Origin of the sequence: Motilimonas sp. 1_MG-2023, assembly GCF_030547455.1 — a bacterium.
Taxonomy (GTDB): domain Bacteria; phylum Pseudomonadota; class Gammaproteobacteria; order Enterobacterales; family CBDFNC01; genus Motilimonas.
The window spans coordinates 1-25,197 of sequence record NZ_JAUOPX010000011.1; the positions used below are offsets into that span (position 1 = coordinate 1).

A 25,197-nucleotide genomic window follows, 5' to 3' on the forward strand; every position below is an offset into this window, starting at 1 on the left:
CGCGGTACGCCGCTGACAAACAATGAAGCCGAGCGGTGCCTGCGCGGCAGCGTTATCATGCGTAAAATTTGCTACGGCACAAACTCAGATCGTGGCGATAAGTTCCGTTCACGCTTGCTATCCGTAATAGAAACGAGCAAGAAGCGGGGTTTAAATGCCCTCAAAATGATTGAAGCGATAGTCACCGCAGTGATGACAAAAGATGAATACCCAGATGTGTTTGGGTTGATATTTGATTAGTCAAGCTGGGGCTGGTGAAAGGTTACGACTTCCTTACCCTTGCTCTTATCTGCTTGTTGATAAAGCATTAAGCCGCTTTCGACATCATAAGCATTAACGACATGGAGAAAACTTTTGCTGCCATCCGTTTTGGTTCCTCGGAGGGTTTTACCATCAATTGCTAGAACCGATTTTTCCGCACGACTGCGTTCTACATTAAGCCATTCAAATAAGGCTTCAAGTAATGCATCGCTATCTAACATACTGATTATATTTGCAATGCAATGACGCTTCGGGATGCCGTTTTCAAACTGCCGGTATTGTCTTAGCCAGTCCAGTTGACTATCACCGAATTCTTGGATAGATTTTCATCCTGTTGCGCCACTAAGTACCGCAGAAAAGACAAGAAAAACAACATCCACTAAATCGTGTTTAACATTAATATCAACACGAGGATCAGGTATGCGGCTTAGGCGTTCAAAAAGAGTCATAGAGTTTACTCAAGAATACAAATAGTGAAGATCAGAGCACTGAAAATAGAGTTAGTTCAATCTATTATAATGATTTGTATTAACGTGAAAAATGTACTCAAAAAACGCTCATCAAGTACAAATTAGCAACGATTAAACCCTACAGTTTGTATTAGATCTCGCCCTGACCCTGGGGTACTTCATAGTGGCATCCATGCGGTAAAGCTTTATTTATTAACGCTTAATCAATACTGCTGTTTTTATTGAATTAAAAGTTTCTTCTGTCTCTATTTCAATATTGCTACATTTTTCAAATAAAGAGTCAATAATGATTTGATGCCCTTCGTGAGAAAATAAAATGGCTTTTCCTTTATCTTTAATTAGTTTACAAATTTCTTCTTCATTATCATTCGGGTTTAATGGATTTATCCTTGCTATAGTTTTTTTCTCGTTATAGTAGTCAAGGTAAACTCTGTAATATGATGTGTTCGCTTTCCAAGTAGTGATTACTGGTATGTCATTTCCCATCTCATGAGTAACCCAAAGTGCCGCATTTTTATAATCCTCATAATTAGGCTCTCTCTCATTGAAATTTTCTAAAAAAGTGATTAGGCAAATTACCAGAGGAAGTGAAAGTAATTTAAATCTTATGGTTATTTCAGATATTGAAATGGCGATTATGAAAAGTAATATACTGGTTGAGAATAGAATGTGTCGATAATGACCGATTCCACTTTTGTAAGATATTAAAAAGCATAGAATGCTTGACATAATGTAAAGAAATAAAAGTTGATTTGTTTTCTTGTTGCTAAACTTGTCTAGAAATAAAATTATAGCAATAGAAGGTAAAGAAATAATTAAAAAAATAGCGGGGAAAATATCCGATGGGAACATCGATTCAGTAAATAAGTTTTGGCTTTCCGCCCAAGCTACTCCTCCTTTTGAAGTTGAGAGTATAGAATGATAGGTCAGAAATAGCCATGGCAGGTAGAGTGTTGGAACTAAAGATAGTTTTAGAAGTTCCTTTCGGTTATTGCGGCAATAATATACCTTCATTAACCAGTACACCCCGCCAACAACCGCGGCATAATAATTAGTAAACCATAGGGCTAATATGACTACGAGTTCAATTTTATTAACTTTTTCTTTTAATAGATAACCATTGTGAATGAATAATGCAACAAATACTGAAAACGTTATACCTAAACTATAGTTTCTTCCTTCTTGTGCATAATCTATATATCTTCCGGCAAAGGCGCATAAAAATATGAAAATAACTCCATGGAATCTGTAATTTTCTCTCCGGTAGAAGTATACGGCTGTAACGATTAGTAATAATGTGCTAGCGATAAGGCTCTGTAGTCTAGACCTTAATTCAGGCTCTTCCAACCAAGAAAAAAGTTTACCTATTAGTTCAAATAACGGTGGATGTTGTTCTGCAGACTTTGCAGTATAAAAACTATCCTCTGGGCTTATTTGTGTTACTAATTTCCTCTCAAAAGAAAAATCTAGCATCGAATGGTAGTCAATCAATCCAATTGAAAATAACTCATCACTCCAAAGAGGCTCTTCAGATATAGTTGAATACTTTATATATGTTGAAGTACTTATCACTAGAATTGTGAATGTTAGGTATAAATAGGAGCTATACCTTTTAAATAATAACATTTTAATATTTTTCCCTGGGTTTAAAGGGAGTATTTTATCGTACAATATTAAATTTTTGTAGTCTTTTAATAGAGCATTTACGAATTGAAAAACTCGCGGAATGTTTAATTTTTTAGCCTTATTTTTTATTAGGAACAACATCAGGGTCGGATCGTACTTTGTTAACAGCTTGTTTTTGAGCTAAATGAGAGTCGAAGTGTGCTCTTGATTAGTTCATGCTCTCACCCTAGGGTCTGTTGATCTTTGATGGTTAATTTTTGTTCGAGAGGGGACACCTTGTCTAAAAGCGTTTTGAGCAAGGCGAGCAGTGTGTAGTTTAGCATTCTAAGTAAATACTGCTTAACGATGGGTAAAACGCTTTTAGCCGAATCCGTAGGACAGCGTTTGTTGGTCATTTCTACTGCGTTAGCGCCTTTTTCGCGTAGTTCACTATGCCACAAAGGTGCTGGCCACAACGAACGTTTTGTATAAATCCCCAACAAATCGCTGAAAAAACCAGCACAAAAGATCAACAGACCCTAGGTTTACGCTGATTTTTTTACTAACGGAATGATAAATAATGAGTTTTATTGTGTTGTGATTAGTGGTATTTCCATTAGTATTTAGTTTTGGGCCTGCCTATATGGTTTTTGCCACATCAGGTGCGAAGGTTGGCGCGCGATGTTCGCAGCCGTTAATGTGCGGCATTGATCTTGTATTTATTACGCAATCAATCCTTGCGTGGCTATTAGTTTTTTGCGCAGTGGGTCATAGCAAGCTCAAGATGCTGAAAAGGTGTTAGGTTTTCAGGATGGAGTTGCTATTCAATTACCTGATGCTAAAGGTAGTGTTGAAGTATTTATTATTTACTAGAGTCGGCTGTGGCAACATTTGGTAGTGCCGCTATTTATGGGCGATTTTATTATTCGCCTTCCTTAATATTTCTACGCATGTGGTTTGGATAAAGACCGGGCAACTGGCCACTCAGCTGGTACTTCAGCACGTAACCAGAAAATTAATAATAGAAGTTATTTTGTTAGCTTACTGTTAGTGTCGTTATGGTTAGTAGTGGGTGATTCATTTTGGTCATAATTTATTGTTTGAATATGCGAAGGTTGAGCGGCATGATAGCGACTATTAGAACTATTAATCGAAGGCTTTTATTTTAGCCAAGATTGAATATACGCCTTTAGGCTGCTGGAGTTTAGTGAATGAATCTTAACATAATGTTGCTGGTACTAGTGCAAGTATTGTTTATGATTGGCAACATGATGTTTGTCGCTTTAGCACCAGTATTAGGCAAAGCACTAGCGGGCAGCATGAGCCTTGCTACTTTGCCGTTGGCGATAAGCATATTAACCATGTTGATCTGCTCTTTTCCCTTGAGCATGGCCATGGGGCGATTTGGCCGTAAGCCGGTTTTTGCCTTTGGCATCGTTGCGAATTTAGCAGCTGGGGTGATTTTTTTCACCGCGGTGAAATTGCAGTTATTTTCACTGTTTTTGCTCGGCAGTGTTGCCTTTGGTCTCTCTATGGCCAGTGCCAATTTTTATCGTTTTGCAGCGATGGAGCTAGTAGAAAAACATCGTCAAGCCTTGGCTATTTCGGCGGTGATGGCCGCTGGCGTGGTTGCTGCTGTGGTGGGGCCAAACCTTGGCGCAGTGACACAACATCTATTCTTTGAGCAAGCATTTGCTAGCTCGGTGCTGCTTTATATTCCTATTTCTATTATTGCGATGGCGTTGCTGCTATTTATTCAATGGCCGCAGTTACAAGCCTCTTCCACCAAGGTCGACTTGCCGTTAGATCTCAAAGGTGAAATTTGGCAGCCAATGTTCACCGCCGCCGTTGCTTATGGTGTCATGGTATTGATCATGAGCGCCACGCCGCTGCATATGTCCCATCATCATTATGATTTTTCAGATACCGCTTGGGTGATCCAGTGGCATTTAATTGGCATGTTTGCGCCGTCATTTTTTGTCAGTGGATTGGTTAAACGCCTTGGCTTAAAAGGCCTGTTGTTACTTGGTGCGCTAGTGCTTGTCGCCTCTTTGTTGGTCAATCTAATTGCACAAAGCCGCACCTTGCTTACCCTTGGTTTATTGTTGCTCGGCATAGGTTGGAACTTTTTATTTTTAGGTGCCAGTCAATGGCTAATGAAGCTATCAGAACATAAAAACGGCGCAAAAGTACAAGGGGTTAACGAGGTGCTAGTGTTCGGCTTCGCCGCTATTGCAACTTTTAGCTCGGGTTGGCTGCTGGCTGAGTTTGGCTGGATCATACTCAACTTAGCGTCATTACCTTTATTGGCGCTACTGCTGGTGGTATTACTAAAGAGTCATGGCTTAAAACCAAATCTGACCGCGGTGGTGAGTGATTAGCGAGCGTGGCAAGTTGACTAATTTACTGCGAGGCAAGATCTTCAAGTGTTAGATCGTGTAGAATGCGCTGTCCAATTTTGATGTAAACGAGATCCCCATGTCGAACGTGAATACTGCTGAGCTTCATCCCTTTGTACAAGAATGTGCCAATGCGATGGCTAACAATCAACTGCAACGCTTGGTGTTTTCAAAATATCGCGGCGACAATAAAGAGCTTAAGCGTATTGCTTTACGGCCTATTGAGCTAAAAAGTCAGCGATTGGTGTCTTGTTTATATGAATATCGCACTAACCACATCACCAAAAATGTTGCGCCAGATGAGGCCATCAGTCTTTGCCAGCAATGGCTAGAAAGCGAATTTTCTAATGCCCACTTGATCACCGATGAATGGGAAATTCAGTTAAGCATTAGCAAAAAGGGCAAAGTGCTGCAAAACAAATACCGCAATAAAAATAGCGCCAAAGTGGGCGCCGTGAGCGAAGCCAATCTAGAAACGTCTCATAACCGCGCGAAGAAACGCTTTGTTGAACAAACTCGCCCCTATTTAAAAGAGTTAGGCATTACCGATGCCAGTGGTGAGATTATTCCGGCCATGTCGCGCAAGTGGAAACAAATCAATAAGTTTATTGAAGTGCTGTCGCGCGCTATTGATAACACTGGCCTCGCCAAGCGTAGCGAAGTACACATTGCTGACTTTGGCTCAGGTAAAGCCTATTTAACCTTTGCCGTGCATGATTACTTTATAGATAAACTGCAAGTACCAACTCAAGTAACGGGGGTTGAGCTGCGTCAAGGCTTAGTGGACTTATGTAATAAAACCGCACAAAAGCTCGATTTAACCGGCATTAAGTTTGAACAAGGCGATGTGCAGCATTTTAAAGCGCAAGGCATCAACATTATGATTGCGCTGCATGCCTGTGACATCGCCACCGATTACGCGTTGCACATGGGCATTCGCACCGGCGCGGAAATCATCATGTGCTCGCCATGTTGTCATAAGCAAATTCGCCCGCAAATGAAGAGTCCACAAACCCTAGCGCCATTATTGCAACATGGTATTCATATGGGCCAAGAAGCAGAAATGGTCACCGATGGCCTGCGTGCGTTGCTACTTGAAGCTCATGGTTATGATACTCAAGTGTTTGAATTTATTTCCCTTGAACACACCAGTAAAAACAAAATGATTCTGGCGCAAAAGCGCAAACAGCCGCGCGATAACACGGCGATATTGCAGCAAATTGCTGACATCAAAGCCTTCTATGGCATTGAAGAACAGTGCCTTGAGAGCTTGTTAAATAATTAGCTTACTTTTTAATGATTTGGTTCGAAATGCGTGGGCCCTTTAGACAAGCAATGTAGTTTGTCTAAAGAGCTGAGATTCGAAGGCGTTTATGCCTTTAATCTTGCGTACAATTTACTCAACCTACTGGTAGCATATTTTTTTATTTTGTCTGTTCGAGAAAGGAAGTTTTCTTCGTTTTCACCGGGGATGATGTTTGAAAGCCCCCTTGCGTGCCTGAACATTTTTTCAGTCGCAGGATCACGGCTTTCTAGTTTAATTTTACCTTTGCCAATGAATCCTTTTGCTTCTTTTTTTAGAGTATTGTAAGCATCAATGATTGATTTTTGCCTAGCTAGCTTAGGTGGCGTTGGCTCTGTACCTCTAAACTTGTGATATCTCGCGACTAAATTCCCTGTCTTGTGCGCCAGCATGGTGGGTGGAGGTGGGATTACATCAACAACATTGAGAAAATTGAACACATGGCCATACATTGGATTGCAAACAATGTAGGAGGCGAGAATGGGTATTTCCATCATGTGGCCTTTAAGCCAAGCGCTAAATTCTTCATCATTATTGAATGTTTCACTTGAGCATGATTTAGCAAATGAAGTGAATTTTTCTTCCATTACCCAAGTATCAAATAAATTTGTAAAAAAGTTAAAAACTGCGATCCCGGCTTTTACCAGTGTTGCTATTGCTCCGCCAACTCCTGCGGTTGCTAGGGTAAGAACAATAGCCCCTGTCGAGCCAAGTGCTATCACACTGTTTTCTTTAACAACATTTAGTAGCTCTTGCCTAATGATGTATATTGCATCTCCCGCTGTGATGCAGGTTGCACTTTGCTGTACTTTCAACGTTGAGTTGTAAGTTATGTATTTAGTTAACGCGGTTTTTATTCCGAGTAAGGCATTTTTTATGTCGCCAGCGGCGGGAGCAAGATCACTTAAGATGCTTTTGACGACTTCGGGCAGCATAGTTAAAATTTTATCAGCTAAATTAACAAAGCTATTGCCAACACTTTGCCCAAAATATGCCTTTAATTTTTCTGCAATGGTTGCGATAAATTCGTTAGCGCTGGTATCAAAATCTTGGTTTACCGTTACTGGCTTGTTTACAGCCTTGTCGGCAAGTTTATATGATGCTTCAATGTATTTTTTGGTTTTATTTAGACCGTCCACGCTCTGTTTAACTTGATCTATTTTTGTAACCCCAACAATTTCCGTTGTTGCAAAGCTACATAGCATATGGCGATACATGGGTGATAGGTTTGGGTTGATACTTTTTTGCTTAAGCTCTAACTCTTGCAGTAAGCCCATTATACGAATCCTTGTAGTCTAGGTGTAATAACAATGATGATTAATTGTTAATATTTACTTGTATGAATCTAGATGAGGACTGCTTATAACTCAACAGAAAGGCGAGAGCATAAATTTTTTTTGAGCAATTTTTTGGTTATGAGCCATAAGCACCGATTTCGGCATCCGCTTTGTGGCTTCCCCATTAATGATAATTGAATATTAACAACTTTACTTATACCGTTTTGGGCAATGAACTATAGGCTATGACCGCCGCATCGCGTTTTGCGACATCGGTGTGATGGCCTTTGCTGACGTATTGCTCGCAGTACTTAACGGGATCGCCCTGATTGACGAGAAACGGATTACTTGAATGAGGCGATAGTACTTGTTGCCAACGCTTTGCGATGTGCGCTGGTGGATTAGGCATCTCTATTAAGGTGACTTTCGACTCTTCAAAGCGGCTGTTAATGGCCACATTTATCATGTCATCATTAGCGGCTGCTAGCCAGCTGGCGCCGTTTTTACCCACGCACAGCAATGGCATATAGGGCGCGAGGGCTGGGCAAACCGTATTGCGATATAACTCAACTTGCCAATAAGAGCGTGCTATTTTGGCAAACTGACTAAAGCTCTTAATCGCAGTAAATTGCGATGAGGCGAGCGGTAATATTTCTACCCTAGGTTTACTCGGATTCACCGTATCGTTGGCGACATCTATGTACCACTTGCCTAGAATGAACGCATTTTGAAAATACTCATCGCGCAGCGACCCCCATGCTTTTTTTAGATCAACACCTTGATTGATATGCTCTCTTAATAGGCTCAACCTGGGTTTAGTGGTGGTGAATATTTCTTGTTGCAATAAGCGGAAAACCTCATCTCTGATTTCTCGACAGCGACCAATGGGATAGGGCTTTTCAGCAAAAAAGGGAAATTGCGGCGCGAGGTTTAAATCCGCGATTAACCGCACTTGTGCTAAGTCTTGGCACAATAGATTAAGTTGCTCTTGAGTCAGTTCGTTATTCGGCATTGGGGTTACTCGTTAATGGATATTCATTCCAGATTATTGAAATAAGATCTTTTTATTCATTATTTTAGGTGAGCTAGTCCCTATCAGGCTAACTAAATTGCCGGAATGAGATGTTAAACCTAGGTCTAGTTGCACCAATACAAGTTGCTTTGTTTCCTTTAGCCAGAGCGTGCTCATAATTATCTTGAAACCCCTGGCCCATTACCAATAGTGAGCCATTTTTAAGGTTTATCTCATATTGCTTTTCGATATCATCTTGGCTGCGAATCAAAAACGCTCGCTCCGCCCCTAAGCTGATAGAAGCAATGACATCGGTGGCACCAAAGGCGGGTAAATCGCTATGAAAACCCAAACTTTCTTCACCATCTGGGTAGTACAAGCACACCGCAACAGAAAACGTGATGCCTGTCAGTTCAGCTATCTGTTGTTGCAGTTGGGTCAGTAAAGAAAACCAAGTGGCGCATCGGCCATGTTGTGAAGGAAAAAGTTGAGATTGCGCTAATTGTGGATCTAAGAAAATCATCCGCCAAGGCAAAATGTGTGTTTCCTTGCCATTGGGTAGCTGAATAACTTCAGGTTGGTTAAGGTCAAGATTTGCTACTAACCAATTAAACAGCGCGCTACTTTGTTTGGGGGACATAAACTGTGAATAGTACTGGGCGTTGCATTTTAAAGGTAACTTCACTGATGACTCCCTTTAAACCAAGATAAAAATTCTTTAAAACTAGAGGGGATAAGCTGTTATGTCCGTCTATGTCGTTGGTAGCTCATGTATCCAGCGATGTTCTCTGATCCATTTTTTCATGATTGGGAAGCCATGTTCAGAACTGGTCATTTCCCATACATCTAGTAAAGGTTGCCCAAAAATCCCCCCATTATCAAAAGCATTGATTAAAGAGTGTGAAGCGCCTTTATAGCCATCATCATGAAAAATAGTTTTCATAGGTAAGTTTAACCGCTTCACCGCTGCGACTGACCAAGCAATTGCCGCTATCTCTTCACCATGCATGGCTTGCTTTTGTCGTCCATTCCTGAGGCCATTTTTATACACATCACCTTGTAATTGAGCTCGGTATATAGGTTCGCAAACCGCGATATGACCGGCTTCGTGAAGAATATCACCAGCATACTTAAGTTTGTCTATATCAATTTGTAAAGCGCCCTGATTAAGGCTCACACCAGGTAAGAATGATTCATTCTCAATGGACGTTAGGGAGAATGGTAAGTTGATCGCGTGCAAAAAATCACAAATCTGAGTTATGGTTTCATTCATCCACTTATCCTTAAATGATTAGGCTGGCGATAAACCAGTGAGCTATAGCCCTATGAGTGAATATCACTTGGTTGTGCTAGTCATGTTTTAGTAAAAGTCTTATCAATGTAGCAAAGTTTCGCCAACACCCTACGATTAGTTGTTTGAAATGCGCTTGCCCACGCGCTTTGGTAGGTGAATAGGTGTTTGATGAAAATTGTTATGAATATGTAAAATTAACTCCACTTTGCTAAATATCACAGCAAATAGTGTTTTCATCATCTATAGCGATAATGGTGTAAATATGATGGCTATCGAAACGTTATGAAATAGAAAAATGATTAGTGTGATTTTATTTTGGTTTTTGTCAATTAAATATTGAGTTATTGTCTTTTTGAACTAGGTTCTTAGTTTTAGTCATCATAAAAGTGACGGCGCTGTTTGGTGCGAATCAAAATGAGTTCTTAAGGATATTTAACCATGGAAGCACAACATCTACAGGTTACTTCGGGGCTGTCGTTCGCAGAGCCTGAAGTTGACGCCTTGCTTAAGCACTCAGTCCGAACGCAGCTTGAATCTTTGTTAACGCAGAAGCTCACAGTTGAACAACGGGTGCAGCAATTACAACAAAGTTTTATTGATGCAACGACATTAGTGCTAAGTGATACAGAAACGCAGCATCAAGTGCTAGTTAAAGCCTTTGAAGCTATGTACGACCAAGCCGTGCAATCAATGGCATTAGCTGGGTTGAGCCAAGCACAGTTAACACGGCAATATGTATCGGCATCGGGTTTAATCATGTCTCCCCACAATTGTAAGCATACCATCAAGGATGTTTATCGCATTAAAGGGTATGCCCGAGGCATTGACCAAGCAATACAAAGTAAATTAAAACATGTGTCTTCAATTACCGTTCTCTATCCCGCATGTGGCCCTTTTGCCCCTTTACTATTGCCTTTATTAAGTTATTACAAAGATAGCCAAAAATTCACTGGACAGCAGATCCAAGTTATTTTGGCTGATGTTCACCCTGGCGCCATTCTGGCACTCACACAATTAGTTAAAGACTTACAACTGGATGAGTACATTCTTTGTATCGAAGAGGTTGACGCCACTGAATATAAACCCAAAGAGTCGATTGATTTACTGGTGTTAGAAGCGATGCAACATGGCTTTACCAAGGAAGGACAGCTCAGTATTGCCAAGCACTTGGTGCAATTTCTGAAAATAGATGGTTGGATGATCCCGCAGAATATTTCGATCCGAGGCATGATGGTCATAGGTGAAACGGAATTTAATCAGCAATGGAAAGAAGTGGAATATAGTCACTCGCTAAATACCGATGCCGATGCACAGCAAGATAGGATCGAACTTGGCGAGCTAATGAGTATAAACAAATCGACGCTGCTCAACATGCAAGAGTTGGAACTGCAAGACGGCGTCAAGGTTATTCCGGCAAGCCAAGTTACCTTGCCCGTTGGCGTTGACGATATGGATAAGCGTATTCTAGCGGTTTATGCTCATATTGATACTTTTGCACAGGAGGGAGTTGGGCAATATGACTCAGGGATCACCCACCCCAGGCCCGATATGACGTTTTATATTGATACCAAGCCTCGTGATGTTGAGCATATTCACTTTGTAGCAAACAGTGGTGATACGGTGCAGTTCTATTATCAGTTAACGGGCTTACCGGGTTTTGTGCCGGTAAAAATATAGGAGCTGATGATGCAAAGATATGCTGTTTTTAGCGGAAGTTGCCAAAGTTTACCCGCCATTCAATACTTGCTGCAAACAAGCCAACTGGCCTGTGTGGTGTTGGTTGATGCTGAGCCGAATCCTGATTTAGTGCAGTTACAACAATGGCTGCAGCATCATCAAGTTACAACACTATCATACAATAAAACCGAAGATTCAGTGCTGGTTGCGCAGCTGGATAGATTGGCAGTTAACCGTGGTTTGATTTACTTATTTCGCCACATCATAAGATCGCCTTTGCTCCAATATTTTAATGATGGACTAGTAAATATACATCCAAGTCCTTTGCCTGAATACAGAGGGCCGCAACCACTATATTGGCAGATAAGAAATGGCGAAACTTTCACAAAACTAACGTTACACAAAGTCTCGGAAGAAGTAGATTGTGGTGATATTGCACTGGATGTTGATATAGAAATACATCCCTTTGATACGACTCACTGCTTATATCAAAAAACAGCTCAAGCCCTACCTTATTTGATTTCACAGTTCTGTCAATTGGATCAAGAAAACAAAATAGAGTGGCGTAAACAAGATCAAGAAGGTTTAAAACAAGCCCCCGCATTACTGCAATCCGATTTATTCATTGACTGGTACACAACCTGTGCTAGTGACATTGTTAATATGGCTAGAGCGGGTAATTTTGATAGTTTGTGTGCGTATTTTCAATTTCGTCAAAGCACATTTCAATTACTGCAAGCCACTAAAGTTGACTGTTCATTGAAAGGGGTTCGTCCCGGTACCATTGTGGAGCTTGATAGTAGCCGGGGCTTAATTGTAAAAACCCATGACGGTGGCGTTAAATTAGATATTGTAGGGTCTTCGCAAGGTTGTTTTGATGGTTATCGATTTGCGCTTTTATTTGGCTTAGAGCCTGGGCAGGTAATTGAAAATATCAACGCTTGTGATGATGCTTAGGCGCTAAGCAGGAGAATGTTAATCCTGATTTATTGGTTTTTTATGGTGGCTTAGTTGAGAAAGATACGATAAATGGTTAAGGCCATTGTAGTTTATCAATTCTGCAGTCTAACTATGCTCTGAACTTAACTTTCAGAAGCGAGATAGATATGAATATTAAGATAGGTTTAACCAACCGTTATGTATATGAGCTGATAGCTTACCCTTTTAACGGTGGTGCATATCCTGACAATGGAGAAAAAATAGCACCACTTGAGGGAAAAGGGGAGCTCACTATAGTCTCTGGAGAAAATGCAATCATTGATGTGCCAGGTATGGGGTCTTTGTTAGTACAATTTTTGGGTGAACAAAAATTAGAGAACTTTCATGATAGAGCTTGTGAAAACCCCAGTGAGTTTGATCAGTATGAACAAATGGCATTACTACGTTACAAAACAACTGAACTTTATTGGCGATTTCCAAGCAGTGACGATGCACAACTTGAGCTAAGCGTGAATGATATTGGTACCGTGTGCTTAGATAAAGTGCTATCAGGAGAAGCTCGGCGTGTTTCACTACCAGAGTTTTTTATACCACCGGTATTTTTGCCTAGTGGCGTTGATGAACAAGAGTCACAGGCAGAGTAGGCGGCTTACATTGTGAATTTGAGTTGTATGTAAGCACACATCGCGATTAGTTCGCGACAGGGTTATGACTGAGAACGAAACTACATTACACACTCTGTTTGTGTTGTTTTGCAACAAGAGTATCAAACAAATTATGAGGAATTAAATATGGCGACTGAACCATTTATTGGCACACTTACTGCTTTCGGCGGTACTTTTACCATTGAAAATTGGGGCATATGCTGGGGGCAGATGCAGGCAATTAGCGAGAACACGGCTTTGTTTTCATTGTTTGGGTCGATGTATGGTGGTGATGCTCGTACTACCTTTGCTTTGCCAGACTTACGAGGTCGTAGCCCCGTTGGTATGGGGCAGATGCCAGGGGGGTATGATTATCGACAGGGAATAAGGATGGGGACAGAGCGTATAAGCTTGGCTACAAGCCAGATGCCAGCGCATTCACATACCGCGGTTTTTACGCCAACAGGTGGTGGGAGTCCTATTGCAGCAAAACTTGAGGTTGCAACTGATAAAGGTACATCGGCAACGCCAAGCACAAGCACTTACCTAGCAGCGGGTAGTGCTAGTAATAACTATGTGGCACCTGGATTAGCTGGGGTTGACTTAGTAGATATACCGGGTCTTACAGTAACTGGTGGTGGCAGTGAGGGTGGAACCGTGACTGTAGGCACAACGGGAGGTTCCGAACCAATTGGAATAATTAATCCCTTGTTACCTCTTAACTGGTTAGTAGCTCTGCAGGGGATTTACCCATCAAGAAGTTAGCACTCACTTTAGTTAAGTTATTAACTAAGGTGCTATTAATAGCGCTAGTAGCAACCATTAACCTGCAATTAGTTTCAGTGAGAAAGTATATCATCGGCATTAGTGGCGATGATATACGTTCAACAGCCTGAACTTTCGCTAAAAGTAAGCACAAATTTTAGGGTCGCCAGTTAGAGTTATGTATGGCAGTCACTAAATGAATGAGTAGATACCGAGGATTTAAACAATGCACTTTGATTTCGCATTTCCCAAGTATGTTAACCCACAGAGTATGTGTGTTAACTATCATAAAATGACAAAACTAGCCTTGTTTATGTCCATCATTTATAGCACTCATGCTGCTGCAGGGACATATAATTTTAGTTCAGTATCCGGTGACGGAACAGCAACGTTAACGACAACGGTAGACGGTATTACATTAACCGCAACACAAGAAGACGGCAATAATATAAATGTTACTTCAGGTTTTTTAGACCCAAGCGCAGCTATTGCAGAGAAAATTTGGACCATTGCCTTTAACTCGCCAGTGAATATCACCCAGTTTCAAATGGGTGAATTTTCTAATCTATCGGTGGGGACTTATATCTTCACACCTGATAGTGGTACAGCGGTCAGTATTGATGCGGATGATCCGGCTATTGTAGGTGCTATTGCTACTTTAACTCCAGGTGATTGGGCATCGGTTAATTCTGTAACAATGAGTTATATCAATCCAGACAACGCAATGGATACTTTTCGTGTAGGACTGGATAATATTCAATTTACTGCTGCCCCAACTGATTCGACTGATCCCACTTTTGATAGTGGCAATTCAACCCCTAATGACGATGCCACAGGTGTGTCTGTCAGTAATAACATTGTTATTGATTTTGATGAGGATATTGCACTGGGTACGGGTAATATTACGGTGCGCGATGTCACAGGTAGCAGTGATACAGAAGTGTTTAATGTGGCCACAGAAAGTGACGGTGCAAATAGCAGCCCTGGCGCGGGGCGTATTGGTATTGTAAACGATAAAGTATATTTAAACCCAACGAGTGACTTAACTGGAAACCGTAATTATGCTATTCGAGTTGATGCAACTGCGATTGATGATACATCGGGTAACAGTTTTGCCGGGATTAGTGACGATACTACATTTAATTTCTCTACAGCCAATACTATTCCAGATGTGGATTTGAACTCAGGCACTGGCGGTAAGGATAATAGCGTGTCGTTTACTGAGGGCAGTGGTGCTTTAAATATCGCTCCAAGTGCTACGGTCACAGAGGCTGATGGCGATACAATAACGACCATTACGGTGAGTTTGACCAATGACCAAGATGGTGCGTCGGAAGGGCTAAATGTAACCGCTGCAGTGCAAGACGCGTTAACGGGTATTTCGGGTTCGTCAGACATTACATTACAAGATACCATCTCTGTGAGTGGGGCAACGGCATCGGCTGCTGAAGTACAGACTTTCTTACAGAACATTAGCTATAACAACACATCTAGCTCACCTAACGAGACAGCGAGAACAGTAACGGTTGTGATAAACGACGGTACTGCAAATAGCACTAGTCGCACGGCGACGATTAGCGTTAGTAATGTTACTTCTGCCAATAGCACCGGCGCTGGCTTTAACACCACAAACGGTACTAATTTATCACCTGCGATTACCTTTACCGACGACAACGAAACATTGGCTATTACTAATACAAGCCATGCTACAGGGTCAACAGCGGATGGTGGAAATGGTACAGACACATTATTTGCTGTGGATAATGTTGATTTGACTGGCCTGACAAGTTTGACTAATTTTGAGACGCTCACACCAGACAACGATGGTGCATTAACGTTAAGCGAATCACAGCATGAAAGCTTTAGTACTATTAATGGCACGGGCGACAACCAATTTACTATAGCTAGTGCGAATGGCGATCAATCGCTAACAGGTGATGCCGATATTGAAACCTATGTGCTTGGCGCAGCGATGACATTTAACGCGGCCACGGCAGCACAAAATGTGACCGGTAGTAGCGGTGACGACACCGTGAATATCGCAGCCTTGACCGCAACGGGTACCTTAAGTGGCGGCACTGGCACGGATACATTGCAACTAAGTAATGGTGCAAATATTAGCGGCGCGACGGTTGCAGCCTTTGAGGCCTTAACGCTTGCCAATGACGCAAGCGTTACAATGACAGAAACGCAGCATGATGGTTTTTCAACGATAACTGCGCCTGGCGCAGAAACGATTACGATCAGTTCAGCAACAGATGGCTTAACCGGCAATAGCGCCATTGAAACCTATGTGTTAGCGACGGCCAATACTTTTACCCTTGGCAGTACCGGGCAGAACTTAACCGGCAGTGGCGGTGATGATACGGTGAATGTCGGCGCCTTAAGCGCAACCGGGACCTTAGCGGGCGGTGTTGGTACCGACACGCTATCGATTGATAATGGCGCTAGCATTGCAGGCGCAACCGTTAGTGGTTTTGAAAACTTGGCGGTGGCCAGCGGTGGTGCGGCGAGCATTGATGCCGCGCAGTTATCTGCCTTCAGTGGCACGATTTCTGGGGCCGGCAGTGAAACCTTAACCATTGCCGGTGATGGCGATATCACCACGGTTTCGGCAATAGAAAGCTACACCTTGGCGGATGACAGCACCAATACGAGAACGGTGACAGTCAGTAATAGCAGCCATTCAGTCACGGGCACATCCACGAGTGATGCAGTGACCTTTGATTTAGGGGCGCTCACTTATACTGGCACCATCAGCGGTGAAAATACGACGTCAGATACACTTTCTCTTAGCTCCGGCGCTGATATTACCGGAGCAACGATTAACAGTGTTGCTAATTTAACCTTGGCTTCGGGCGCATCGGTAGCCATGACTTTAGCTCAGCACGGAAACTTTACCGGTACCCTAACCGCTGCTGGCGTAGAAACTATCAGCTTAAGTGGGGATGGTAATGTCACCACCTTAGCAGCTATTGAAAATTACAATTTGGCTGATGACAGCAGTAATACCCGAACCATTACTGTTGCAAGTGATACAACCAGTGTCACCGCTAACTCAGCTAGCGATGCCGTTACCTTCGCCATTGGTGGCAGCACATTTACCGGCACACTAAGCGGTGAAAATACAGTGGCTGATCGGGTGCAAGTGTCTGATGGCGCTGATATTACAGGGGGAAGCTTTTTTAACATAGGCACCCTTTCTTTGAATAGCGGTGCAACAGTTGCCATTGATTCAGCCAATATTGGTGACTTTACTAGCGCCATAACCGGTGCGAGTGGCAGTGAAACCCTTAAGCTAATGGATGGTGGGACATTTAACTTCTCAGCTACCTCTGTTTCTGCCATAGACGCTATCGCGTTGGGGACGAATAGCGCATCAACCATCACCTTGACAGACAATTTTAATGCCGATGGGCAAACCGTTGCCATTACTAATACCACTGGCAGTGCTATCACCAATGACTTGTCAATTAATGCCTCAGCATTTGTTGGTGATGTACTGTCAATCACTGCCACAGATTTAGGCGGTGACGATACCTTTGTTGGCGGCAGCGGGGCCGATATTATTCGTCCCGGTGCTGGCACCGATACGATGACGGGTAATGCCGGTGGTGATAACTTTATCGGAAGCGCGTCTGATTTATCTGGCGATACTATCGCGGACTTAGCCATTGGCGATCAAATAACCATTACAGGCGTGACTGGACTATCGAGTGCAAATGTACGTTTTAACGGTAGCAGCACATTGGAGGTGGATACCGATGCAACTGATTTTAATATCTCAGAGCTTTCCTTATCTTTAACCAATGCGCCAGCAGCCAGTTTGGCTTATACCGTTGCCGACAGTGGCAGTGATACCGTCATTACCTTTATTGCACCAAATGAGGCGCCCGTATTTAGTAGCTTAAATGGCGGCGCTACCTTTGTTGAAAATGGCTCTGCCGTTAGCATTGATAACGATATGACGGTTGCTGATACTGAATTAGATGCCCTTAATGGCGGCAATGGTAACTATGATGGCGCAACAGTAACCTTAGCGCGCTCTGGTGGGGCGAATAGTCAGGATGTGTTTAGCCATACCGGGCTATTGGGCAGCTTAGTACAAGGCAATACCTTTACATACAATGCAAGCTCGGTAGGAACGGTAACGACAAATTCAGGCGGCACCTTGGTGCTTACCTTTAACAGCAATGCTACCTCAGCCATCGTTGATGGTGTATTACAGTCGATAGGCTATCGTAACAGCTCTGAAGATCCTGCCTCATCCGTTACGCTTAATTTCACCTTTAATGATGGCACCATTGATAGCACGGGCAGTAACCAAGCCGTTGTTAATATTACGGCGCAAAATGAATCGCCAAATGGCCAGAGTCAGACGGTATTGGGGCTAGAGGACGCGCCTGTGAGTTTCCAATTAACTGGCTCGGATGCAGAGCAACAAAGTTTGACGTTTGCAGTAAGCACCCAACCACAACACGGCACTGTGACCTTAAGTGGTAATCAAGGGGTTTACCAGGGGGAGCAAGATTACTTTGGCACTGATAGTTTTACTTATACGGTGAATGATGGTCAATTAAGTTCGAATCCGGCTAAAGTTACGATAAACCTCAGCTCTGTTAACGATGCGCCGACTATTAGCGGAAAGCCAACCCTCGAGATTGATGTTGGTAAGGCTTATAAGTTTGTCCCTGTCGGTTCAGATGTCGATGGAGATAAGTTAACTTTTAGTATCTCAGATCTGCCTAAGTGGGCGAGTTTTGACAGTGTATCAGGTGCTTTAAGTGGTACGCCGAGTCTGGCTAATGTCGGTAAGTATGATGCAATTACCATCAGTGTATCAGATGGCAGCGAGCGAGTTTCACTGCCTGCGTTCGCTATTCGGGTCAACTTTGTTAATAGCGCGCCTATTGCGCGCGACATGCTTTTAACAGCTAAAGAAGATGAAACCATGACGGCGCTTGCGGATGTACAAGATGCTGATGGGCAATCCCTGAGTATTGAAATAGTGCAACCGCCAACAGCGGGCAGTGTCGAGGTTCAAGGTAACTCCTTTGTTTACAAGCCTAATGCAAATGTCTTTGGTCAAGATGGTTTTACCTATCAGGTCAGTGACGGCATTGCAGTAAGTCAGCCTGCCACAGTACGCATTAACGTGTTATCGGTAAACGACCTGCCTCAAGCAAATAACGATGTATTTGAGCTAAATCATGATGACAGCTTACGTTATGAGCTGGATGTACTTGCCAATGATACCGATGCTGATGGTGAGCCGCTCACTATCACTTCTGCGCAAGCGTCAGTAGGTAGCGTTGCGATCGCTAATGGTAAGCTCATTTACCAAGCTAAGGCGAGTACGCAGGGCGAGGTTAAATTGACTTACCGTATTCAAGACAAGGCGCAAGCCAGCAGTCAAGGAACGGTCAGTTTACGCTTTCTCGGTGGCGCTAATGCCGCGCCTACTATTGAGATACCTCAAGATGTACGGGTTAATGCAACGGGATTATTTACCAAAGTCGACTTAGGCGTTGCCAAGGCGACCGACGCGCAAGGCAATGTACTGCCTGTTTCGTTAGTTAATAACACCACCTTGTTTGCCCCCGGTAAGCATTTAGTGCATTGGCAAGCAACGGATAATCAAGGTAGGCAAGTCATTGCGACCCAAGTGGTTGAGGTTGACCCGTTGATTTCCCTGCAAAAAGATACACAAGTGATTGAAGGGGCGAGTATTACCGTTAAGGTTCACTTAAATGGTCTCGCGCCGAGCTACCCTGTGACAGTGCCTTATACCGTGTTGGGCAGCGCTGATAGTGGCGACCATGATTTAAGCGACGGTGAAATCATCATCACGCAAGGATTGGTAGGCGAGGTAACCTTTAATGTGTTTGACGACGCTGTCGCAGAGGGCACCGAGACCATTCAACTGCAATTACTTGATGGCATTAACCTTGGCGCGAAGTCGACGATGACGATCAGCATTGTTGAAGAAAATGTGGCGCCGAAACTACAAGTGGCGGTCACACAAGATGGTCAAACACGACACTTAGTGGTTGCCAACGATCAGTTAGTGACGTTGACCGCGACGGCAACGGACATCAATATTGCTGACCGTGTGGCATTAGATTTCACAGCTAATGGGCCGATCACGCTTATCCCTACCAATGAAGACAGTATTATTACTTTCTCTCCTGCGCAGTTACCGGTTGGCGTTTATAAAATAGCGGTGACTGCAACGGATGATGGTACTCCGAGCTTGATCTCTCGAAGTGATGTTTATATTGAAGTGTTCAGCAGTTTAGTTGCATTGACTGAACAAGATACAGATGGCGACCTGATCCCTGATGATAAAGAGGGCTATGGTGATACCGACAAAGATGGTATTCCTGATTATCTCGATTCGATTAATGAATGTAATGTGTTGCAAGAGCAGGTTGGTGATGCAACGCAATTCTTAGTTGAAGGTGAACCTGGGGGCTGTTTAAGAAAAGGTGCAACGGTGGCGCAAAACCAAACAGGCGGAGCGCAATTACTCGCAAGTGAAACGCCAGTTGATGAAGCCGCGCAGAACACGGGTGGTATATTCGACTTTATCATCACTGAGCTGCCACAAGCGGGAGATGCGATGAGAGTGGTATTGCCGCAACGATTGCCTATCCCAGCCAATGCGGTTTACCGTAAGTATCTCTCTGGCCAGTGGCGCGATTTTGTGAGCACCGCTGAAGATCGGGTGTTTTCATCGCCAGGTGAGGCTGGCTATTGTCCACCTCCGGGTGATGCGGCTTGGGCCGAAGGGTTGACCGAAGGCCATTGGTGTGTGCAATTGCAAATTGTTGATGGTGGCCCTAATGATGATGACGGGGTGATTAACAGCACTATTGTTGACCCCGGTGGCGTGGCGATTATGAGAACAAGTAATAACCTGCCACTGGCGCAAGCCGATGCCGTCAACGTCGCAGCGGGCAATTCCATCACCATTAATGTGTTGGCAAATGATTCGGATGCCGATGGTGATGCGTTAGTCATCACCAGTGCCACCGTTGATTTTGGCTCGGTAAGCATTGTGAGTAATCAGCTACTTTATGTTCCTGCAACCAATTTTGTTGGCCGAGCCACCATTCAATATGGCATCTCAGATCAACAAGGCGGCACGGCGAGCAATACCGTTACAGTTGATGTGGTGGTTAATAATCCGCCTGTAGCCAATGCCGATAGTGCCACCACGACCGATCAAGTCAGTATTGTGATTAATGTGCTGAGTAACGACAGTGATGCCGAAGGTGGTGTGTTGTCAGTGTTGAGCGTTTCAGCGGTGCAAGGGCAAGTAAGTGTGGGCGCTGATGGTACACTGACTTACAGTCCTAAACTGGGTTTTGAAGGTGTCGATATTATTACTTACATCATTCAAGATGAACTTGGCGCAAGGGCTCAGGGAGAGGTGAAAGTATCAGTAACGGTGTATCAAAAGGGAACGGATGGAGGTAAGTCTTCAGGAGGCAGTATAGGGTTTGTCTTCGTGGGGTTAATGCTAGCAGCAGTGGTTATACGCCGTAAGAAACCGTTATGGCCCGTTGATGAGCGATAAACGCTCGCTCTTAGGTCGTAGATAAATAACAGGCGCTAGCAAGTTATCGTTAGCGCCTGTTTTATATTAGCTCACCAACAAACACGCCACTTGGTGTTGTTCATTCCCTTTTAATTGCGGCTTCAACTCACTGCATTGCGGCTGGGCCTGTGGGCAGCGGGTACGAAATACACAGCCTGATGGCGGGTTGATTGGCGAGGGTAAATCGCCCGGCAATAATGCGATGGTTTTATTGCGCTCTTTATCGGGGTCGGGCAGGGGCACGGCCGACATGAGCGCGTGAGTATAGGGATGTTTAGGGTTATTAAACAGCTCATCTGAGGTGGCCAGCTCCACTTCATTGCCTAAATACATCACCAACACGCGATCGGAAATATGTTTCACCACCGATAAATCATGGGCAATAAAGATTAACGATAAACCCATTTCTTTTTGCAACGACTTGAGTAGGTTAACCACTTGCGCCTGAATCGAGACATCCAGTGCCGACACTGGCTCATCACAAATCACCAGCTTTGGCTCTAAGATCAGCGCTCGTGCAATGCCGATACGTTGACACTGACCACCAGAAAACTCATGAGGATAGCGGTTAATTACGTTAGGTAATAAGCATACCTTGTCCATCATCAATTTCACTTTGGCGCGCACTTCTGTTTTGCTTAGCTGCGGAAAGAAAGTTTGCAATGGCTCGGCAATGATATCGCCGACTGTCATGCGTGGGTTAAGGGAAGCCAGAGGATCTTGGAAGATCATTTGAATATCTTGGCGCACTGCGCGCAGCTCTGATTCACTATGACTGGTGAGATCTTGTCCCATCCAAACGATGCTGCCAGCACAAGACTTCACTAAGCCGATAATGGCGCGGGCAAAGGTAGATTTGCCGCAGCCTGACTCGCCAACCACGCCTAAGGTTTCGCCTTGGTAAAGCTTAATGGAAACACCATCAACAGCCTTTAACTGTGCTGGTGGTGTCCAAGGCCAGCCGCCTTTTTGCTTTATTTCAAACTGTACTTTTAAATTTTCTATTTCTAGGATGGCGTTTGCCGCTTCGTTAACTTGTTTCATGCTTCACTCCCAGGAATTGTGGCAATCACTGCTGGTGGATTAAAACAGGCACGTTGGCGACCTGTTGCAAATTCCGTTAAATCGGGTGCGCTTTGCTGACATTGTTCGCTGACAAATTCACAGCGTTGTTGGAACGGGCAGCCCATTGGTAAGCGCAATAAGTTAGGTGGGTTGCCTGGGATGGTTGGCAATATTTCACCTTCAGTATCCAGGCGCGGAATGGCTTTGAGCAAACCTTGAGTGTAAGGGTGGGTTGGGCGATAGAAAATATCGCGCACGCTGCCGTATTCCATGGTGCGCCCAGCGTACATCACTAATACTGAGTCACAAATACCTGCCACCACGCCTAAGTCATGAGTGATCATGATAATAGAAGTGCCAAAGTCGTCTTTTAACTCGTTCAGCAGTGACATTATTTGCGCCTGTACCGTTACATCAAGTGCGGTGGTCGGCTCATCGGCAATCAGCAATTTAGGCTGACATAGCAACGCCATGGCAATCATTACGCGCTGGCGCATACCGCCAGAAAACTCATGAGGATACATTGCCATGCGTTTGTGTGCTTCCGGCATTTTAACCGCATCGAGCATGCGCACGCTGTGATTAAAGGCATCTTGTTTACTCATGCCTTTATGCTTGATCAGCACTTCCATTAGCTGAGTACCCACTTTCATGTAGGGGTTCAGTGAGGTCATGGGATCTTGGAAGATCATCGCAATTTGCTCGGCGCGAATGTTGTTGAGCTGTTTTTCTGGCAAGTTAAGAACTTCTTGGCCTTCAAATTTGGCACTGCCGCTGATTGTGCCATTTTTCGCCAATAAGCCCATTAAGGCAAACGCGGTTTGGCTTTTACCTGAGCCAGACTCACCAACGATACCTAAGGTTTGGCCTTTATCTAGGCTAAAGTTGAGTTTGTTTACCGCGACGACGCTGCCTTCAGGGGTGGCAAATTGTACTTCTAAGTCTTTTACATCTAACAGTTTCATGCTGGCTCCTTAGCGGTCTTTCGGGTCTAAGGCGTCACGTAAACCGTCGCCGACAAAGTTAAAGCAGAACAAGGTAGTGACCATGAATCCTGCGGGAAACAGCAGTTGCCATAAAGCAATTTCCATGGATTGTGAGCCTTCGTTGAGTAGCGCGCCCCAGCTGGTCATGGGCTCTTGTACACCAAGGCCAAGGAAGCTTAAGAAAGATTCAAATAAGATCATACTTGGAACCAGTAAGGTAGCGTAAACCACCACTATTCCTAATACATTGGGTACAATATGACGGGTGATGATCTTCCATTTACTGACGCCACACACATGGGCTGCTTCAATAAACTCTTTGCGTTTTAAACTTAAGGTTTGGCCGCGCACGATACGCGCCATATCGAGCCAAGATACCGCGCCAATGGCAAGGAAAATCAGTAAGATATTACGACCAAAAAAGGTCACCAATAAGATCACAAAAAACATAAACGGAAATGAGTATAAAATTTCCAGCACGCGCATCATTAACTGATCAACGCGGCCACCAATAAAGCCTGAAGTTGCGCCATAGAGGGTGCCGATGATCATGGCAACGACCGCACCAAGTAGGCCGACCATTAAGGATATTTGTCCACCCATCAAGGTGCGCACAAAAAGATCTCGACCCAAGCTATCGGTGCCAAAGTAATGGCCGTTTTCAATACTTGGCCCAACATGCATGGCTGACCAGTCTGTATCATCAAAGGCATATGCACTTAAATGTGGGCCAATAATTACCAGCAGGGTAATACAGGTTAAGATAATCAGACTGACCACTGCTGCTTTGTTACGAAAAAAGCGGCGACGGGCATCTTGCCACAGGCTGCGTCCTTCTATTTCTAAGCTTTCCGCCGCACTTTCAATCGCCTGGCGTTTCTCTTTGGTAACGAACATATTAATACTCCAAGGCTAGTAACGAATTTTCGGATCTATCACTGCGTACAGGATATCGACGATAGCGTTAAAGGTAATGGTTAATGCGCCAACCAAAATGGTTAAGCCAAGTACCATGGAGTAATCACGATTCAGTGCGCCGTTAACAAATAGCTGGCCGATGCCGGGTAAGCCAAATATGGTTTCAATCACCACAGAGCCGGTAATAATACCAACAAACGCAGGGCCTAAATAAGACACCACGGGTAAGATGGAAGGGCGCAGGGCATGGTGAATAACGATGTAGGACATGGACAAACCTTTAGCGCGCGCAGTGCGGATAAAGTTAGAGCTCATCACTTCAATCATGCTGCCGCGCATAATGCGGGCAATTGATGAAATGTAATGCATCATCATGCCAATCACTGGCAGCACCATAAATTGCAATGCGCCACCGTTCCAGCCACCTGCGGGTAGCCATTTTAAACTGATGGAAAACACCAGTACCAACACTGGCGCAAGCACAAAGGAAGGGATAACCACCCCAACCATAGCCCCTGACATCAGAAAGTAGTCAAGCCATGTGTTTTGCTTTAAGGCGGCGAGCGTACCTAAGCTAACACCAAAAAACACCGCTAGCACAAATGCGGTGGCGCCAATTTTGGCTGACACGGGCAGTGCTTGTGCCACTAGCTCGTTGACCGAATAATCTTTATATTTGAACGAAGGGCCTAAGTCACCTTGTACTAGGTTCTTAAGGTAGTTGAAATACTGCTCAATTACTGGTTTGTCGAGGCCGTATTTGGCTTCGATGTTAGCCTTTACTTTAGGTGGGAGTGAGCGCTCACTTGAAAACGGGTTACCCGGTGCAAAGCGCATCAAAAAGAATGACACGGTAATAAGCACCAATAGGGTCGGGATCGCTTCCAGTAAACGTTTAAAAATAAACTTAGTCATCGGATGGCTTCCATTGCTGACACTCAAAAAACCACTCAAGTGAACTTGAGTGGTTTTGTTCCAT

At 43.9% G+C, this 25,197-nt stretch carries 17 protein-coding genes and 2 pseudogenes; 8 read left to right on the forward strand and 11 right to left on the reverse strand.

Going from position 1 to position 25,197, the window contains the following annotated elements; all coding sequences use genetic code 11:
* Positions 1–240: pseudogene (locus Q4519_RS07680) on the forward strand (IS66 family transposase); the annotation flags it as partial.
* A 29-nt stretch (positions 241–269) separates the two neighbouring features.
* Here the strand turns inward: Q4519_RS07680 and Q4519_RS07685 are convergent.
* The 3 genes and pseudogenes from Q4519_RS07685 to Q4519_RS07695 form a co-directional block, all read right to left on the reverse strand.
* Positions 270–710, reverse strand: a pseudogene (locus tag Q4519_RS07685) (ISAs1 family transposase); the annotation flags it as partial.
* A gap of 213 nt (positions 711–923) precedes the next feature.
* The gene (locus Q4519_RS07690; RefSeq protein ID WP_303511347.1) at positions 924–2,357 is read right to left on the reverse strand and encodes a hypothetical protein; all 1,434 of its coding nucleotides are present in this window, start codon (positions 2,355–2,357) and stop codon (positions 924–926) included.
* Positions 2,358–2,578: 221 nt separating this feature from the next.
* Positions 2,579–2,797, reverse strand: coding sequence for a hypothetical protein (locus Q4519_RS07695; protein WP_303511349.1), 219 nt, complete (start codon positions 2,795–2,797; stop codon positions 2,579–2,581).
* 750 nt (positions 2,798–3,547) lie between these two features.
* Here Q4519_RS07695 and Q4519_RS07700 point away from each other — a divergent pair.
* Positions 3,548–4,717 (forward strand): MFS transporter, encoded by a 1,170-nt coding sequence (locus tag Q4519_RS07700; protein ID WP_303511351.1) that lies wholly within the window; start codon positions 3,548–3,550, stop codon positions 4,715–4,717.
* A gap of 97 nt (positions 4,718–4,814) precedes the next feature.
* Positions 4,815–6,020, forward strand: coding sequence for an SAM-dependent methyltransferase (locus Q4519_RS07705; protein ID WP_303511352.1), 1,206 nt, complete (start codon positions 4,815–4,817; stop codon positions 6,018–6,020).
* An 86-nt stretch (positions 6,021–6,106) separates the two neighbouring features.
* Here the strand turns inward: Q4519_RS07705 and Q4519_RS07710 are convergent, their stop codons facing one another.
* From Q4519_RS07710 to Q4519_RS07725, 4 genes are all read right to left on the reverse strand, one after another.
* Positions 6,107–7,243 (reverse strand): hypothetical protein, encoded by a 1,137-nt coding sequence (locus Q4519_RS07710; protein WP_303511353.1) that lies wholly within the window; start codon positions 7,241–7,243, stop codon positions 6,107–6,109.
* A gap of 286 nt (positions 7,244–7,529) precedes the next feature.
* Complete coding sequence (locus Q4519_RS07715; RefSeq protein WP_303511354.1) at positions 7,530–8,327, reverse strand: hypothetical protein; 798 nt, start codon at positions 8,325–8,327, stop codon at positions 7,530–7,532.
* Positions 8,328–8,415: 88 nt separating this feature from the next.
* On the reverse strand, positions 8,416–9,012 hold the full coding sequence (locus tag Q4519_RS07720) for an alpha-ketoglutarate-dependent dioxygenase AlkB (RefSeq protein WP_303511355.1): 597 nt from the start codon (positions 9,010–9,012) through the stop codon (positions 8,416–8,418).
* A 66-nt stretch (positions 9,013–9,078) separates the two neighbouring features.
* Positions 9,079–9,600 (reverse strand): hypothetical protein, encoded by a 522-nt coding sequence (locus Q4519_RS07725; RefSeq protein WP_303511356.1) that lies wholly within the window; start codon positions 9,598–9,600, stop codon positions 9,079–9,081.
* A gap of 459 nt (positions 9,601–10,059) precedes the next feature.
* Here Q4519_RS07725 and Q4519_RS07730 point away from each other — a divergent pair, with 459 nt between their 5' ends.
* The 5 genes from Q4519_RS07730 (at position 10,060) to Q4519_RS07750 (ending at position 21,228) form a co-directional block, all read left to right on the forward strand.
* Positions 10,060–11,298 (forward strand): hypothetical protein, encoded by a 1,239-nt coding sequence (locus tag Q4519_RS07730; RefSeq protein WP_303511357.1) that lies wholly within the window; start codon positions 10,060–10,062, stop codon positions 11,296–11,298.
* A 9-nt stretch (positions 11,299–11,307) separates the two neighbouring features.
* Complete coding sequence (locus Q4519_RS07735) at positions 11,308–12,255, forward strand: methionyl-tRNA formyltransferase (RefSeq protein WP_303511358.1); 948 nt, start codon at positions 11,308–11,310, stop codon at positions 12,253–12,255.
* Positions 12,256–12,404: 149 nt separating this feature from the next.
* Entirely contained in the window at positions 12,405–12,881 is a 477-nt protein-coding gene (locus Q4519_RS07740; RefSeq protein WP_303511360.1) for a hypothetical protein, read from the forward strand.
* Positions 12,882–13,028: 147 nt separating this feature from the next.
* Entirely contained in the window at positions 13,029–13,646 is a 618-nt protein-coding gene (locus Q4519_RS07745; protein ID WP_303511361.1) for a phage tail protein, read from the forward strand.
* 226 nt (positions 13,647–13,872) lie between these two features.
* Entirely contained in the window at positions 13,873–21,228 is a 7,356-nt protein-coding gene (locus Q4519_RS07750) for an Ig-like domain-containing protein (RefSeq protein ID WP_303511363.1), read from the forward strand.
* 66 nt (positions 21,229–21,294) lie between these two features.
* On the opposite strand, the gene oppF is transcribed toward Q4519_RS07750, so the two are convergent.
* Genes oppF through oppB form a run of 4 tightly spaced genes read right to left on the reverse strand, consistent with a single transcriptional unit; the run spans position 21,295 to position 25,133 of the window.
* On the reverse strand, positions 21,295–22,293 hold the full coding sequence (oppF, locus tag Q4519_RS07755; RefSeq protein ID WP_303511365.1) for a murein tripeptide/oligopeptide ABC transporter ATP binding protein OppF: 999 nt from the start codon (positions 22,291–22,293) through the stop codon (positions 21,295–21,297).
* Positions 22,290–23,279, reverse strand: a complete 990-nt coding sequence (locus tag Q4519_RS07760) for an ABC transporter ATP-binding protein (protein ID WP_303511366.1) — start codon at positions 23,277–23,279, stop codon at positions 22,290–22,292. Before Q4519_RS07760 ends, oppF begins: the two co-directional genes overlap by 4 nt.
* Positions 23,280–23,288: 9 nt before the next feature.
* A complete protein-coding gene (oppC, locus tag Q4519_RS07765; RefSeq protein WP_232802383.1) occupies positions 23,289–24,197 on the reverse strand; it encodes an oligopeptide ABC transporter permease OppC in 909 nt (302 codons plus the stop codon).
* Positions 24,198–24,212: 15 nt separating this feature from the next.
* On the reverse strand, positions 24,213–25,133 hold the full coding sequence (gene oppB / locus Q4519_RS07770) for an oligopeptide ABC transporter permease OppB (RefSeq protein ID WP_232802381.1): 921 nt from the start codon (positions 25,131–25,133) through the stop codon (positions 24,213–24,215).
* Between the last annotated feature and the right edge of the window lie 64 nt (positions 25,134–25,197).

Bases quoted from the DNA above. Each gene is read 5' to 3' on its own strand.
- oppF (WP_303511365.1), bottom strand. From the start codon at position 22,293: ATGAAACAAGTTAACGAAGCGGCAAACGCCATCCTAGAAATAGAAAAT.
- Q4519_RS07760 (WP_303511366.1), bottom strand. From the start codon at position 23,279: ATGAAACTGTTAGATGTAAAAGACTTAGAAGTACAATTTGCCACCCCT.
- Q4519_RS07730 (WP_303511357.1), top strand. From the start codon at position 10,060: ATGGAAGCACAACATCTACAGGTTACTTCGGGGCTGTCGTTCGCAGAG.
- Q4519_RS07740 (WP_303511360.1), top strand. From the start codon at position 12,405: ATGAATATTAAGATAGGTTTAACCAACCGTTATGTATATGAGCTGATA.
- oppC (WP_232802383.1), bottom strand. From the start codon at position 24,197: ATGTTCGTTACCAAAGAGAAACGCCAGGCGATTGAAAGTGCGGCGGAA.
- Q4519_RS07735 (WP_303511358.1), top strand. From the start codon at position 11,308: ATGCAAAGATATGCTGTTTTTAGCGGAAGTTGCCAAAGTTTACCCGCC.
- Q4519_RS07745 (WP_303511361.1), top strand. From the start codon at position 13,029: ATGGCGACTGAACCATTTATTGGCACACTTACTGCTTTCGGCGGTACT.
- Q4519_RS07710 (WP_303511353.1), bottom strand. From the start codon at position 7,243: ATGCTATGTAGCTTTGCAACAACGGAAATTGTTGGGGTTACAAAAATA.
- Q4519_RS07690 (WP_303511347.1), bottom strand. From the start codon at position 2,357: ATGTTATTATTTAAAAGGTATAGCTCCTATTTATACCTAACATTCACA.
- Q4519_RS07725 (WP_303511356.1), bottom strand. From the start codon at position 9,600: ATGAATGAAACCATAACTCAGATTTGTGATTTTTTGCACGCGATCAAC.
- Q4519_RS07715 (WP_303511354.1), bottom strand. From the start codon at position 8,327: ATGCCGAATAACGAACTGACTCAAGAGCAACTTAATCTATTGTGCCAA.
- Q4519_RS07705 (WP_303511352.1), top strand. From the start codon at position 4,815: ATGTCGAACGTGAATACTGCTGAGCTTCATCCCTTTGTACAAGAATGT.
- oppB (WP_232802381.1), bottom strand. From the start codon at position 25,133: ATGACTAAGTTTATTTTTAAACGTTTACTGGAAGCGATCCCGACCCTA.
- Q4519_RS07700 (WP_303511351.1), top strand. From the start codon at position 3,548: ATGAATCTTAACATAATGTTGCTGGTACTAGTGCAAGTATTGTTTATG.
- Q4519_RS07750 (WP_303511363.1), top strand. From the start codon at position 13,873: ATGCACTTTGATTTCGCATTTCCCAAGTATGTTAACCCACAGAGTATG.